The 14194-nt window shown below is 67.7% G+C and carries 8 protein-coding genes, 1 tRNA gene and 1 pseudogene; 6 read left to right on the top strand and 4 right to left on the bottom strand.

Annotated elements, in window-relative coordinates; genetic code table 11:
- Positions 1–321 precede the first annotated feature (321 nt).
- From OTB16_RS17900 to OTB16_RS17895, 3 genes and pseudogenes are all read left to right on the top strand, one after another.
- Positions 322–5133 carry a DEAD/DEAH box helicase gene (locus tag OTB16_RS17900; RefSeq protein ID WP_267721226.1) on the top strand — a complete coding sequence of 1604 codons (4812 nt, stop codon included), beginning with the start codon at positions 322–324 and terminating at the stop codon, positions 5131–5133.
- A gap of 61 nt (positions 5134–5194) precedes the next feature.
- A pseudogene (locus tag OTB16_RS39275) lies at positions 5195–5488 on the top strand (IS630 family transposase); the annotation flags it as partial.
- A gap of 332 nt (positions 5489–5820) precedes the next feature.
- The gene (locus tag OTB16_RS17895; RefSeq protein ID WP_267721225.1) at positions 5821–5970 is read left to right on the top strand and encodes a hypothetical protein; all 150 of its coding nucleotides are present in this window, start codon (positions 5821–5823) and stop codon (positions 5968–5970) included.
- 51 nt (positions 5971–6021) lie between these two features.
- Here OTB16_RS17895 and OTB16_RS17890 read toward each other — a convergent pair whose 3' ends face one another.
- Positions 6022–6276: a hypothetical protein gene (locus OTB16_RS17890; protein WP_420717723.1), complete on the bottom strand. Its 255-nt coding sequence runs from the start codon at positions 6274–6276 to the stop codon at positions 6022–6024.
- Positions 6277–6436: 160 nt separating this feature from the next.
- Between OTB16_RS17890 and OTB16_RS17885 the strand changes: the two genes are divergently transcribed.
- On the top strand, positions 6437–7096 hold the full coding sequence (locus OTB16_RS17885; RefSeq protein WP_185300003.1) for a helix-turn-helix domain-containing protein: 660 nt from the start codon (positions 6437–6439) through the stop codon (positions 7094–7096).
- A complete protein-coding gene (locus tag OTB16_RS17880; protein ID WP_185300002.1) occupies positions 7093–8706 on the top strand; it encodes a site-specific integrase in 1614 nt (537 codons plus the stop codon). The genes OTB16_RS17885 and OTB16_RS17880 overlap by 4 nt, the downstream gene beginning before the upstream one ends.
- Before the next feature lie 608 nt (positions 8707–9314).
- On the opposite strand, the gene OTB16_RS17875 is transcribed toward OTB16_RS17880, so the two are convergent.
- A tRNA-Thr gene (locus OTB16_RS17875) sits at positions 9315–9388 on the bottom strand.
- 190 nt (positions 9389–9578) lie between these two features.
- Here OTB16_RS17875 and OTB16_RS17870 point away from each other — a divergent pair.
- Positions 9579–11111 (top strand): MFS transporter, encoded by a 1533-nt coding sequence (locus OTB16_RS17870; protein WP_267721224.1) that lies wholly within the window; start codon positions 9579–9581, stop codon positions 11109–11111.
- 52 nt (positions 11112–11163) lie between these two features.
- Here OTB16_RS17870 and OTB16_RS17865 read toward each other — a convergent pair whose 3' ends face one another.
- Together OTB16_RS17865 and OTB16_RS17860 are read right to left on the bottom strand one after the other, a co-directional pair.
- The gene (locus OTB16_RS17865; RefSeq protein ID WP_267721223.1) at positions 11164–12786 is read right to left on the bottom strand and encodes an alpha/beta hydrolase; all 1623 of its coding nucleotides are present in this window, start codon (positions 12784–12786) and stop codon (positions 11164–11166) included.
- Between the two features lie 182 nt (positions 12787–12968).
- Complete coding sequence (locus tag OTB16_RS17860) at positions 12969–14180, bottom strand: DNA polymerase III subunit delta' (RefSeq protein ID WP_267721222.1); 1212 nt, start codon at positions 14178–14180, stop codon at positions 12969–12971.
- Positions 14181–14194 lie beyond the last annotated feature (14 nt).

The raw sequence follows: 14194 nt of genomic DNA, 5'->3' as shown, positions 1-14194 counted from the left end.
CCTGCGGCCGCTTCTTCTCGACCGGCTCGACCTCGAACAGCCCATCCCCACCATGCATACCGACATCATTCCGCATGAATGATCACGAACCGAACGTGGGCTGCCCGTTACTGACCCACGCTCCTAGTCACCTCTATTCGCTTTCGCCCCGATCGCCCAGATATGTTCGCTGCTTCCGCAGTGCCCCCTGTCCTCGCAAGGCAGGTCTGTGACTCTAGGGTGATGAAGAGGCGCTGCCGGTTAGGCTGCCTTGACGAATCTGGTGCGATCTTGCCGGTACGCGGGTGCGCACCTCTGACTGGAACGGGGAACCGAAGCTCAGTGGCCACGACGGTGCACGACATCCTCAAGATGATCCGCGACGGCTCGGAGACGAACCGCGATCTCGGAACGCGCTTCGAGCAGCTCATGGTCCAGTACCTGCGTACCGACCCGCAGTACACCGGCCACTTCAGCGACGTGTGGATGTGGACCGACTGGCCGGGCAACGGCACCAAGATCGACACCGGCATCGACCTCGTGGCCCGGGAACGGGACACTGGTGACTTCTGCGCGATCCAGTGCAAGTTCTACGAGCCGGATCACATCCTTCAGAAGGCGGACATCGACTCCTTCTTCACCGCCTCCGGCAAGGCACCCTTCACCAGCCGCATGATCATCTCCACCACCGACAAGTGGGGCAAGAACGCCGAGGACGCGCTCAACAGCCAGCAGATCCCGGTCACCCGGATCGGTCTGGCCGATATCGCGCAGAGCCCCGTCGACTGGGACATCGTCTGGCCCAAGCCCGGCGAGAACCTCCAACTGCACCTTGAGCGTAAGAAGTCGCTGCGCCCGCACCAGGAAGAAGCCGTCGACGCGGTCTTCGAGGGCTTCACCAGTCACAATCGCGGCAAGCTGATCATGGCGTGCGGCACCGGCAAGACGTTCACCTCGCTGAAGATCGCCGAACGGGTCGCAGCGGAGAAGGGCGGCGACGAGCCGACCCGCGTCCTCTTCCTCGTGCCGTCGATCTCGCTGCTGTCACAGACCCTGCGGGAATGGACCGCCCAGAGCCAGACGCCGCTGCACAGCTTCGCGGTCTGCTCAGATGCCAAGGCCAGCAAGCAGACGGTGAACAGCGACAACCAGGACATGAGCAGCCATGACCTGGCCTTCCCCGCCACCACCGATCCCGCCCGGCTGATCCAGCAGATGAAGCGGGCCGAAACCACCCACGGCCTCTCCGTAATCTTCTCCACATACCAGTCGATCACCACCGTCGCCCAGGCACAGAAGACCGGCCTGCCCGACTTCGACCTCATCCTGTGCGACGAAGCCCATCGCACCACCGGCGTCACCCTGGCCGACAAGGTCGGCAAGGACGAGTCGCAGTTCGTCAAGGTTCACGACAACGCCTTCCTCAAGGCCGACCGGCGTCTGTACATGACCGCGACGCCGCGTCTGTTCAACGACGAGACCAAGTCCGACGCCAAACAGAACGACGCTGTCCTGTGCTCCATGGACGATGAGACGCTGTACGGCCCGGAGTTCCACCGACTCGGTTTCGGCAAAGCCGTCAAACAGGGCCTGCTCACCGACTACAAGGTCCTCATCCTCACCGTCGATGAAGAGTACGTCGCCTCCTCCCTCCAGCAGCAGTTCGCCGACCAGAACAGCGAGTTGTCACAGCTCGACGATGCCGTGAAGATCGTCGGCTGCTGGAACGGCCTGGCCAAGCGGTCGGGAAGCTTCGCCGATGGCACCGGCTTCCAGCCAGGCGAGGCCCCGATGAAACGCGCGGTCGCCTTCGCCAAGAACATCGCCGACTCGAAAAAGATCACCGAGCTGTTCGCGGAAGTTGTCAGCGCCTACGACGGCGCCGACGAGGACATCCTGAACTGCGAGGTCAAACACGTCGACGGCACGTTCAACTCCCTGCGCCGCAACGTGCTGCTCGACTGGCTCAAGCAGGACCCGGGCGAGCACCAGGCCCGCATCCTCTCCAACGCCCGCTGCCTCTCCGAGGGCGTGGACGTCCCCGATCTGGACGCGGTCCTCTTCCTTCACCCCCGCAACTCCGTGGTGGATGTCGTCCAGTCCGTCGGCCGTGTCATGCGCCTGGCCGAGGGAAAGCAGTACGGCTACATCATCCTGCCCATCGGTATCCCGGCGGGCATGGCCCCGGAGAAGGCCCTCGCGGACAACGCACGTTTCAAGACCGTCTGGCAGGTCCTCCAGGCCCTTCGCGCCCACGACGACCGCTTCAACGCGACCGTTAACCAGCTGGAACTGAACAAGCAGCGCCCCGACAACATCATGGTCGGCCACGCCGGCCCGGAGGAGGACTCCCTCGGCGATGGCACCGGCGACACGACCGCGGCCCCCAAGTGGGTCCAGGCCGCCTTCGGCGTCGAGGACTGGCGCGAGGCCATCTACGCCAAGATCGTCACCAAAGTCGGCGAGCGCCACTACTGGGAGGACTGGGCCAAGGACATCGCCCAGATCGCCGAGAAGCATGTCGCCCGCATCAAGGCCGCACTCAAACTCCCCGAGAAGAAGGCCGCCTTCGAGGAGTTCGTCCAGGAGCTACGGGCGAACATAAATCCAGGCATCAGCGAGACCGACGCCATCGACATGCTCGCCCAACACCTGGTCACCAAGCCCGTCTTTGACGCCCTCTTCTCCGACTACGCCTTCTCCAACCACAACCCGGTCTCCCAGGCGATGCAGCGCATGCTCGACACCCTGGACGACCAAGCCATCGGCGAAGAAGCCAAGAAGCTCGACAGCTTCTACGAGTCGGTGCGGGAACGCGCGGAGGGCATCGACAACCACGAGGGCCGCCAGCGGGTCATCATCGAGCTGTACGACAAGTTCTTCAAGACGGCCCTGCCCAAGACCGCCAATGCTCTAGGCATCGTCTACACCCCCGTCGAGATCGTCGACTTCATCCTGCGGGCCACCAACCAGGCCCTCGGCAAGCACTTCGGCACCTCGCTCTCGGACACGGGCGTCCAGATCATCGACCCCTTCACCGGCACCGGCACCTTCATCGTCCGGCTGCTCCAGTCCGGCCTCATCAAACCCGACGACCTGCTCCGCAAGTACACCAGCGAGCTGCACGCCAACGAGATCGTGCTGCTGGCGTACTACATCGCCGCCGTCAACATCGAGGCCGCCTTCCACGACCAGCACCAGGGCGACGACTATGTCCCCTTCGAAGGCATCGTTCTCACGGACACCTTCCAGCTGGCCGAAGGCAGCAAGCAGCTGCGCCTGGGCCTGCTCGACGGCAACAGCGACCGGGCGCGCAAGCAGCAAGAGCAGGACATCCGCGTCGTCATCGGCAACCCGCCGTACTCGGCCGGCCAGGACAGCCAGAACGACGACAACCAGAACCAGAAGTACGAGGAGCTGGACCGACGTATCGCGGAAACCTACGCGGTGAAGTCCACGGCCACGAACAAGAACTCGCTGTACGACTCCTACATCCGCGCGATCCGCTGGGCCTCCGACCGCCTCAAGGATGAGGGCGTCATCTGCTACGTCTCCAACGGCGGTTACATCGACGGGAACACTGCGGACGGCCTGCGTAAGTCTCTGGCCGAGGAGTTCGACGCGATCTACTGCTACAACCTGCGGGGCAACCAGCGGACGGCCGGCGAGCAGTCCAGGAAGGAAGGCGGCAAGGTCTTCGGCTCGGGAAGCCGCAGCACCATCGCCATCCTGCTCCTGGTCAAGGGAGGAGCCGGTGCCGGTGGCGGCTGCCGGTTGTTCTACCGGGACATCGGCGACTACCTCAGCCGCGAGCAAAAGCTCGCCACCGTGGCGGGGCACGACCTGGACACAGTGGAGTGGCAGCCGATCACACCCAGCCCGGAGGGTGACTGGATCAACCAGCGGGATGACCGGTTCGGGGAATTCCAGCCCCTCGGAGACAAGTCCGGCAAGAGCGGGCACACCGCACTATTCGGCGTGTACTCGGCAGGGCTCCAGACGAACCGTGATGTCTGGGTCTACAACTACTCTGCTGACCGCGTACGCGAGACTGCTGAGTCGATGATCGACTTCTATAACTCGCAGGTCGAGGACTTCAAGGCATACTGCGAGGAGCACAGGATCACCTCGCCACGCGATCATGTTGATGGCTTCATCGACCTGGACCCTCAGAAGATCAGCTGGTCTCGGAGCCTCAAGGGCTATCTGGCCAAAAAAGAGACGATCGCTTTCGGTGCCGAACGGGTAACAAGCGCAGCCTATCGGCCGTTCATGAAGGAGCTTGTCTACTTCGACCGCCACTTGAACCATGAGCGGTCGCAGATGCCGCGGATCTTCCCCACCCCGCGACACCAGAACATGGGGTTCTACATCACGGGCTTGGGGTCGGACAAGCCTTTCTCGGCACACGCTGTCAACCACATCCCCGACCTGGCCTATTGGGGCTCCAGTAACGGCCAGTTCTACCCCCGCTACACCTACCGCGCTCCGAGTGCTGGCGACGACCTATTCAGCACCGCGGAGGAGGCGGCCGACCACGAACGCATCGACAACATCACCGACGCCGCCCTCCTCGACTACCAGAGCACCTACGGCGACGCCGTCACCAAGGACGACGTCTTCTACTACGTCTATGGCCTGCTGCACTCCACCGCCTACCGGGAGCAGTTCGCGGCCGACCTGAAAAAGTCGCTGCCCCGCATCCCCAAGGTCCGAGACTTCCGTGGCTTCGCCGAGGCTGGCCGCAGGCTCGCGGGCCTGCACATCAACTACGAGTCAGTGAAGCCGTACGCCGCACTCGACGAGACGGTCACCGGTTCCCCGGACACGGACCCGACCGAGCTCTACCGCGTCGTGAAAATGAAGGTCCGCTCCAAGCAAGACAAGTCAACGATCATCTACAACAGCCGAGTCACTCTCTCCAACATCCCGGAGGAGGCGTACCGCTACCAGCTGGGTGCCCGCTCGGCAATCGAGTGGATCATCGACCGCTACCAGGTGAAGCAGGACAAGGCGAGCGGCATCGTCAACGACCCCAACGACTGGTCCGACGACCCGCGTTACATCATCGACCTCCTGAAGAAGATCGTGACGGTCAGTGTGGAGACGGTGCGCATCGTGGATGCCCTACCTGCACTAGACATCTTGAAGTAAGCCGCCTTATGTCGGGGGCCGGCACTCCGGTCCCCGACAGCCCACCCTCTGCCCGGTCGACGTCCGTGTCGCGATCGCCTGCGACATCTTCTCCCCGCACCTGACCACGAACAGCTGCACAGTGGGCACCTGGCAACGGCGAACAACGTCAAGAGCGCCTACACCCCGATAAACTTCTCCGGGCTGAACCGGATCGAAGCCCAGTTCACCGTCCTGCACCTTCACCCTGGACGGCACCGCCCACGCCACCCACAAGGAACGGGGCAGCATGATCCGCCGCTGCATCATCTGGCGAAACCGCCAGGCCGACGACCGCCACCTACGTGTCATCGTCGACAGGGCGAAGGCCGCCTGAGCCGTAGGTCAAAGACAGCTCGCGCCCGAACCAGTCCATCACGCTGCCGTCCTGAGCAGCTCTGCGCTGCACCGGCACGAAGCCCACCGGGAAGCGGTCGCGGATGCCGGATTACCCGGATTAGCCTGATCACCGCCCCGTACGCGGCGGCATGCTGACTGGCCAGCTCCACCGCACGCGTGACCAATCCCCGCCCCCGCCAAGCCGGATAGAGCCCGTAGGAGATGTTGACCTGCCTCGGAGTCAGATACGGCTGGTCGAACTGCACCTCGACCGTGCCGGTCAGTACCGCCGATGCGGCCACCCGAATTCCCAAGGCATGCACTGGGCCGTTGGCTTCCCACTGCACGATGCAGCGGCGCACGTGCGCCTCGACCGTGGCCCGGGTTCCGAGCCCGCCGTCGAGCCAGCAGCTCCTCGTCCTCACCGGCCAGATGCGCGTCGATATCAGCCAGTCCCATGGCCCCCTGCGCTGGCAGTAGATTCCAGGAGCCCTTGCTACATGTGGTTGATGTGATCAAGTCGCCACCAGTTTAGGCAGGAGCTCGGCTGGGTCGCAGCCGAGCGTTGCGTGGGTAGCTGCGGTGTTCGTCAGCTCTGGCTTCAGGCTTCCCGTCCCCCGGCTGATGGCGTTCCAGTCCGAGCAGCTTCAGCAGGTCGGCGGTGACCACCCGGTAGGCGTTCCCGAGCCGCAGCACCTTGACCGGGTACTCCCCCTGCTTAGCGAGTCCGTATCCCGTTGATCGGCCGATCATCAGCGCTCGGTTTGAGGTGTCGAGGTCGATCACGGCAGGAAGGGCAAGCAGCTCGTCGCCCGTCAGCCCTCGTGCCTCACGGGACGAATCAGATGCTGCCATGGTGCCCCCCTGGGGAAATCTCGTGTCGCGGTGACGCCGTAGGTGTATCACGAAGTTGCAGCAGCGCCTTTTGACTGCCTAAAGTGTCACCATGACACCTGACCAATGGCCGACAGCATTCACCGGTCGGATCGCACGGCGCCTGCGGGACTCGCGCAAGGCCGCCGGCCTCACGATGGCGGAGGTCGCCCAAGGCTGTGCCGACCGCGGCTTGCCGGAGTTCACCGAGCACTCGATGAAGAATCTGGAGTCGGGGCGCAAGACGAGCATCACCGTCGCGGAGGTCGTCGTACTGGCTGACGTCCTCGGCGTCCCGCCGGTGACCCTCCTCTTCCCACTCGGGTCCTCAGCCACGGTCGAAGCCCTCCCCGGTCGCGAAGTCTCCACCTGGGATGCGGTCGCATGGTTCACCGGCGAGACGCCCTTGGCCGAGCCCGCCCCCGAAGGCTCCGCTCGGGACATCCTCGACCTCTTCCGTCAGCACGGCGACCTGGTGGCTGCCGCGATGTCTTCCCACGCCTTGGCCAGGGAAAGGCGGCGGTCGGCCAGCACCACCCTGGACCGGGCCCGCAGAGCCACCCTCCTGCAGCGCGCCGAGGGCTACGAGGAGCACGCGTTCGAGGACTGCCAGGAACTGCGCACGTTCCGTGGCCGGATGCGCGACCGCGACCTGGCACCTCCATCCCTGCCTGACGAGCTGGCCTTCGTCGACCAGCCCGAAACACCGACCCCCTCGGAGGACAGCGAGTGAAGAACGGCAACCTCATACGACGGTGCCGCTGCACGGACCCGAAGACCAACAAGGAGTACGGCGCTTCCTGCCCCAAGCTCAAGTCTTCGCGCCGACACGGCACCTGGACCGCCGTCCAGGAACTCGAACCCAACCAGAACGGCGACCGCAGGCGGTTTCGTCGTGGCGGCTTCGAGACCTCCACCAAGGCCCAGGAGGAGCTGGACAAGGTCCGTGCCCTCATGGCCATTCCCGAGGAGGACGACGCCTGGGGCAAGACCCAGATCAGCGACCTCCTGGAGAACTGCGTCAAGGACAAGGACCCCGTTCCGGACTACGACGAGACCCGCCGCCGCTTCAAGACAGGGCAGTCCCTGAACTCCAAGGTCACCGTGGCGGAGTGGCTCGACACCTGGCTGGCGGGGCGCAAGCGTCTGCGGCGCGGTGGGGCGACCCGCTATGAGTGCGATATCCGCGTCCACCTGAAGCCGCATCTCGGGCATCTACGCCTCGACAAGCTCCGCGTTCACCACATCGATTCGATGTTCGACGCGATCAATGAGCGCAACATCGAGATCCAGGAACAGAACGCCCAGCGGCGGGTCGTGCGCGACGACCTCAAGGCCACGCCGAACAAGGGTGCAGAGAACCGTGCCCGACGTCATTGGCTGCGCGCTCAGCTCGACGCGATGCCTCCCTTCCGGCGGATCACCGGTCTCAACACGCAGCCGCATATCCGGGACACCCTGCGCGCCGCGCTCAACGTCGCCATCGCCCAGCAGGTGATGCCCACCTTCAACCCGGCGGCGCACGTCGAGTTGCTGCCGGGCACGAAGCCGAAGGCCCTCGTCTGGAGCGACGAGCGCATTGCGCGCTGGAAGGAGACCGGCGAGAAGCCTTCGCCGGTCATGGTCTGGACCCCCGAGCAGACGGCGACGTTCCTCGACTTCGTCGAGCAGGACCGGCTGTACGTGCTCTGGCGGCTCATCGCCTTCCGGGGGACACGACGCGGCGAAGGGTGCGGCGTCCGCTGGGAAGATCACTCGGCCAAGGCTCGCTCCCTCGCCATCGCCACGCAGCTCGTGCAGGACGGCTGGGAGGTCCACGAGGGCGCCCCCAAGACCGACAGCGGCATTCGCCTGATCGCCCTCGACGCGGAGACGAACCAGGACCTCCTGTCTCACAAGGCTCGCCAGCAACGGGAGCGGGAGGCTTGGGGCGAGGGCTGGCAGGACACCGGTCGGATCTTCACCCAGGAGGACGGCTCCCTTCTTCACCCTGGCAAGGTCAGCGACCTTTTCGAGCGTCTGGTGGAAGCCGCTAGTCTTCCTCCGATCCGGCTCCACGATCTTCGCCACGTCGCAGCGACGCTGATGCTCGCTGCCGGGGTCGACATCAAGGTGGTCTCCGAAACGCTCGGCCACTCGGACACGCGGATCACCCGGGACATCTACCAGTCGGTCCTGGACGATCTCGCTCGTGACGCCGCCGAGAAGGTCGTGCAGCTCGTGCCGCACGCCCGGACGCCCTTGGCAGCGGTGAAGGACGGGGAGCCGACGCCCTCTCCCCGCCGGCCGAGGATGACACCTCCGCGCAAGAGCGACGAGGCCAAGGAAGAACGTTCCGCCTGATTCAGGCGTGAAGGAGCCCCGGTCAGCGGATATCTGACCGGGGCTCCGGCATGTGATGAACGTCACCCATCAGTCGCAGCAGACCGCGAGAGATCGCATAGCGTGACTATCTCCCTCCCTATGGACAGCCAACCCAAGCGCGCCGCCGCTTCGAGCGCGGCTCAATCGGCGACCCCCGAGCAGTCTTGAGCGAGCCACTGGCGCATCGACCTCCTGCAGGCCCTGGGGCTCCAGCCACTGCCGACACAGCCGAAGGTGGGGCTGGGTGTTCACGCGGCTGAGCACGAAGAAGAACCCCTAGTAACGACGCGGAGCCGCGCCGCCCGCCTCCTTGGCGCACGACTTCAGGACACCTGGACCCGACCGAAGCCTTCCCAGGCGGCGGTGCTGGACGAAGACTTGTAGGGATAGAACAACAACCAGGCCGCCGCCCGCCCGCCCCCGTCGATGCTTCCGGACACCGCCGCTGCACGCCATTTGCACGTTTGGCCACCGGTCGGCCACCAGGGGCCGCCTGGCGAAGCCTCTGGGCTGACGCGCCGACAGGAGTTAGGTCAAGGAATGGAAAAAGCCCCAGGTCACGGCGAGTGAGTCCTGGGGCTAATCCGAGCCGCCTTCGGGATTCGAACCCGAGACCTACGCATTACGAGTGCGTTGCTCTGGCCAACTGAGCTAAGGCGGCACCGCTGGTCAGACAAGTATTCCCTCGAAGAGGTGCTCTCATCAGCAGCGGCGCCAAGTCTACAGGGTGTCGACGGGTGCCCAGAACCGGGTTGTGCGGGACTGGAACGTAGGTCACATACTGGTGCAGATGCGCCGAATTCGGCGCGCCGTTTCGCCGTGATCCACCCCCCGGAGGGATGAGAGGCCCCGTGCCCCGAGCCGTGCAGCCCGCTGGCCCCGGCGCGGGAGACCGTTCCGCGTACGGGGCCGAGCGGTGGGCGATGCTCGCCGTTCTCTGCGCCAGCCTGCTGCTGGTGGCCATGGACGCCACCATCCTGAACGTCGCACTCCCCTCCCTCATCGACGACCTCCGGCCCAGTGCGATCCAGCAGCTGTGGATCATCGACATCTACGGCCTGGTCCTCGGCGGGCTGCTCGTCACCACCGGCGCGCTCGGTGACCGGGTCGGGCGCAAGAAGCTCTTCCTGATCGGTTTCGTGCTCTTCGGCGTGGCCTCCGTGCTCGCCGCCACCGCCGGGAGTTCGACCCAGCTCATCGCCGGCCGCGTGCTCCTCGGCATCGGCGGAGCCATGGTCATGCCGTCCACGCTCTCGCTGATCCGGAACATCTTCGCCGACCCCCGCGAACGGAACCTCGCCATCGGCATCTGGGCCGCCGTGGCCGGCGCCGGGGCCGCCATCGGGCCGGTCGTCGGCGGGCTGCTCGTCGAACGGTACGGCTGGGCCGCCGCCTTCTGGGTCAACGTCCCCGTGGTGGTCGTGACCGTCGCCGCCGGGCTGTGGCTGCTGCCCGAGTTCAAGGACGCCGGCCACCACGCCCTCGACCGCCTCAGCGCCGTCCTCTCCGTCGCCGGCATCATCTCCCTCGCCTGGGGGATCAAGCACGTGGCCACCGGCCGTCCCGGGGCCGCGGACCTGGCGGTCCTGCTGGCGGGCATCGTGCTGCTCACCTGGTTCGCCCGCCGCCAGCTGCGGCTGGAGGACCCCCTGCTCGACGTACGGCTCTTCCGCAACCGCCCCTTCACCGCCGCGGCCCTGGTCACCCTGATGGCGATGCTGGCCGCGGGCGCCGCGCTGTTCCTGGTGTCCCTGTGGCTCCAGTACGTCCACGGCTACTCCCCCTTCGAAGCCGGCCTGCGCACCCTCCCGACCGCCCTCGCCATGCTGGTCAGCTCCCTGCTCGCGCCGACGCTGATGCACCGGATCGGCGTACGGGCCTGCATGGCGCTCGGCCTGGCCGGGCTGGTCGCCGGGTTCACCCTGCTGGCCCTGGCCCCGCAGCCGACCTCGTACGCGTACGTCGCCGTCTTCCTCACGACCCTCGGCTTCAGCGACGGCCTCGCCGTCACCACCGCCGCCTCCGTGCTGGTCTCGGCGGTCCCCGCGGAGCGGGCCGGGCAGGCCGGCGCCGTGTCCGAGACCTCGTACGAGCTCGGGGTCGGCCTCGGCGTCGCGCTCCTCGGGTCCATCCACGGGGCCGCCTACGCCCGGCACATGGCGGGCACCCCCGCCGTGGCCGCCGAGTCCATCGGCGGAGCCGGGGAGTACGCCGAGACCCTGCCCGCCGCCGAGCGCGCCGGGCTCCTCGAACGGGCCCGGCACTCCTTCGACAGCGCCCTGACCACGACCTCGTACGTCTCCATCGGCATCGCGGCCGCGGTGCTGGTACTCGTGGTGTGGATGGTGCCCGGCTCCTTCAAGACCACCGGGTCCGGCCACTAGCCCCGCGAGACCCGGGGCACACGCGGCGCCCTGGACACGCGCGGCACCCGTCTCACCGGGTCGCGTCGGACGGCTCGCACCTCTTGCCGTCCTCCGGGGCCCTGCCCTCCAGCAGGTACCGGTTGATCGAGGTGTCGATGCAGTCGCTGCCGCGCCCGTACGCCGTGTGCCCGTCGCCCTCGTACGTCAGCAGGGTGCCCGACTCGAGCTGCCCGGCCAAGGCCTGGGCCCACTTGTACGGGGTCGCGGGGTCCCGCGTCGTGCCCACCACCACGATCGGCGGGGCGCCCTTCGCCGTCAGCTTCTTCGCCGTGCCCGTCGCCTTCACCGGCCAGTACGCGCAGTTCAGCGAGGCCCACGCCAGCCCCTCTCCGAAGACCGGCGACGCCTTCCCGAAGGACGCAAGCGCGGCGTCCACCGCCTCCGGTCCGCTGAACGCCGGTGGCTGGTCGATGCAGTTGACGGCGGCGTTGGCGAACATCAGGTTCGCGTACGTGCCGTCCGGTCCGCGCTCGTAGTAGCTGTCGGCGAGGGCCAGCAGGGGCGCCCCGTCACCACTCATGGCCGAGCCGAGCGCCTCGCGCAGCTGCGGCCAGGCGCTCTCGTCGTACAGCGCGGCGATCACCCCGGTCGTCGCGAGGGACTCCCCGAGCGGGCGGCGCGCGTCGCCGGTCGGCACCGGCTGGGCGTCGACCTTCGCGAAGAACTCCTTCAGGCGCGCCGCCACCGCCTTCGGGTCGCCCGTGCCCAGCGGACAGTCGGACTGCTGCGCGCAGTCCTCGGCGAAGGCGTTGAAGGCGGTCTCGAAGCCCGCCGTCTGGTCCCGGTTCAGGTCGAGCGCCGGGCGCGAGGGGTCCATCGCCCCGTCCAGGACGAGACGGCCGACGCGGCCCGGGAAGAGGTCCGCGTACGTCGCCCCGAGGAACGTCCCGTACGAGGCTCCGACGTACGTCAGCTTCTCGTCGCCGAGCACCGCGCGCAGCAGGTCCATGTCCCGGGCGGCGTCCACGGTCGACACGTGCGGCAGGATGCGCTGCGAACGCTCCTTGCAGGCCGCCGCGAACTCCTTGAACGCGGCCACCAGCCGGGTCCGCTCGGCCGCGTCGTCCGGCGTCTGGTCCACCTGCGTGAACTTGTCCATGGCCGGGCCGCTCAGGCACTCGACGGGAGTGCTGCGGTCCACCCCCCGCGGGTCGAAGGACACCATGTCGTACTGGGCGCGGACCGGCGCCGGGTACCCGATGCCCGCGTACGCCTGGAGGTACCCGATGCCGGAGCCGCCGGGACCGCCGGGGTTGACCACCAGCGAGCCGAGCCGCTTGCCCGGCCCGGTGGCCTTGCGGCGGGCCACCGCGATGTCGACGTCCTGCCCGGAGCGGGGGGACGCGTAGTCCAGCGGGGCCTTCATCGTGGAGCACTGGAACCCGGGAACACCGCAGTCGCGCCAGGTCAGCTTCTGATCGTAGTACGGGCGAAGCGCGACCGGATCGGGGGACGGCCGCACCGACGGAGCCGTGTAACCGGCCGACGCGGGGCCGGACCCGGCCTGCGAGGACGACCCGGGGGTCGCCGAGGCCCGCGGCTCCCCCGACCCGCCGGAGGTGCACCCGGAGAGCAGCAGCCCGGCGGCTGCGATCACGGTCCCGGTCGTACGCAGCAGGCGGCTGGTGTCCATTCCCGGAGCCTACGTCCTGCCGGCCGGGGTCCAGGGGCGGTCCTGCCCCGGACGGTCGCGCGCCTTCCGTGGCCCGTGCCGGACCGGCCACGGGACGCGCCCGTCCCTGTCCCGGCGGCGGACCGCCCGTACGGGTGAGCCCGTCAACCGGACGCCCGGAACCGCACCGGCCCGGCGGGCGGTCAGCCCGCGCGCAGCGACATCGTCATCGCCTCGACCGCCAGCAGCGGGGCCACGTTCCGGTCGAGGGCGTCCCGGCAGGCGATGATCGACTCGATCCGGCGCAGCGTCCGCTCCGGGCCCGAGGCGCGGGCGATCCGGTCGAGGTCGGGGCGTATCTCCTCGTTGGCGATGGCCACGGACGACCCGAGCTGCAGGGCCAGTACGTCCCGGTAGAAGCCGGTCAGCTCGGTCAGCGCCAGGTCGAGGCTGTCGCGCTGGGTGCGCGTGCGCCGGCGCTTCTGCCGGTCCTCCAGCTCCTTCATCGCGCCCGCGGTTCCGCGCGGCATCCGGCTTCCGGCGCCCGTTCCGGCGCCGAGCGCGGCGCGCAGGTCCTCGGTCTCCTTGCCGTCGACCTCCTCCGCGACCTGCTTGGCGTCCTCGGCGGCTGCGTCGACCAGTTCCTGCGCGGCCTTGAGGCAGCCGCCCACGTCCTCGACGCGCAGCGGGAGCTTCAGTACGGCGGCCCGGCGGGACCGCGCGGCCGCGTCGGTGGCGAGCCGGCGCGCCCTGCCGATGTGCCCCTGCGTCACACGGGCGGCGGCCGCGGCGGCGGCGGGCTCGATGCCGTCGCGCCGGACCAGGACCTCGGCGACCGCATCGACGGAGGGGGTGCGCAGGGTCAGGTGCCGGCAGCGGGAGCGGATCGTGGGCAGCACGTCCTCCAGCGAGGGAGCACACAGCAGCCACACCGTGCGCGGGGCGGGCTCCTCCACGGCCTTGAGCAGCACGTTGCCCGCGCCTTCCGTGAGCCGGTCGGCGTCCTCCATGACGATGACCTGCCAGCGGCCGACGGCCGGGGAGAGCTGCGCCTTGCGGACCAGGTCGCGGGTCTCCTTCACACCGATGGACAGCAGGTCGGTACGGATGATCTGCACGTCGGAGTGGGTGCCGATTACGGTGGTGTGGCAGCCGTCGCAGAACCCGCAACCCGGTTCGCCGCCGAGTGCGCGGTCGGGGCTGGTGCATTGCAGGGCGGCCGCGAAGGCGCGGGCGGCGGTGGACCGCCCGGAACCGGGCGGGCCGGTGAACAGCCAGGCGTGGGTCATCTTGTTCGCGGCGGGCGGCTCGGTCCCGTCCGTGATGGCCGTGACCAGGGCGTCGGCGTCACGGGCGGCGGCGGCCAGCTGCGTCTGGACACGCTCCTGTCCCACCAGGTCGTCCCATACGGGCATCCCGCCCACCACCT

Source organism: Streptomyces antarcticus, from assembly GCF_026627255.1.
GTDB lineage: Bacteria > Actinomycetota > Actinomycetes > Streptomycetales > Streptomycetaceae > Streptomyces > Streptomyces antarcticus.
Note: the sequence above shows the minus strand (reverse complement) of the source record. Positions and strands in the feature narration are given on the sequence as shown.

What these genes read in the sequence shown, in the direction of transcription:
- OTB16_RS17885 (WP_185300003.1), top strand. Translation starts at nt 6,437, where the DNA reads ATGACACCTGACCAATGGCCGACAGCATTCACCGGTCGGATCGCACGG.
- OTB16_RS17865 (WP_267721223.1), bottom strand. Translation starts at nt 12,786, where the DNA reads ATGGACACCAGCCGCCTGCTGCGTACGACCGGGACCGTGATCGCAGCC.
- OTB16_RS17860 (WP_267721222.1), bottom strand. Translation starts at nt 14,180, where the DNA reads ATGCCCGTATGGGACGACCTGGTGGGACAGGAGCGTGTCCAGACGCAG.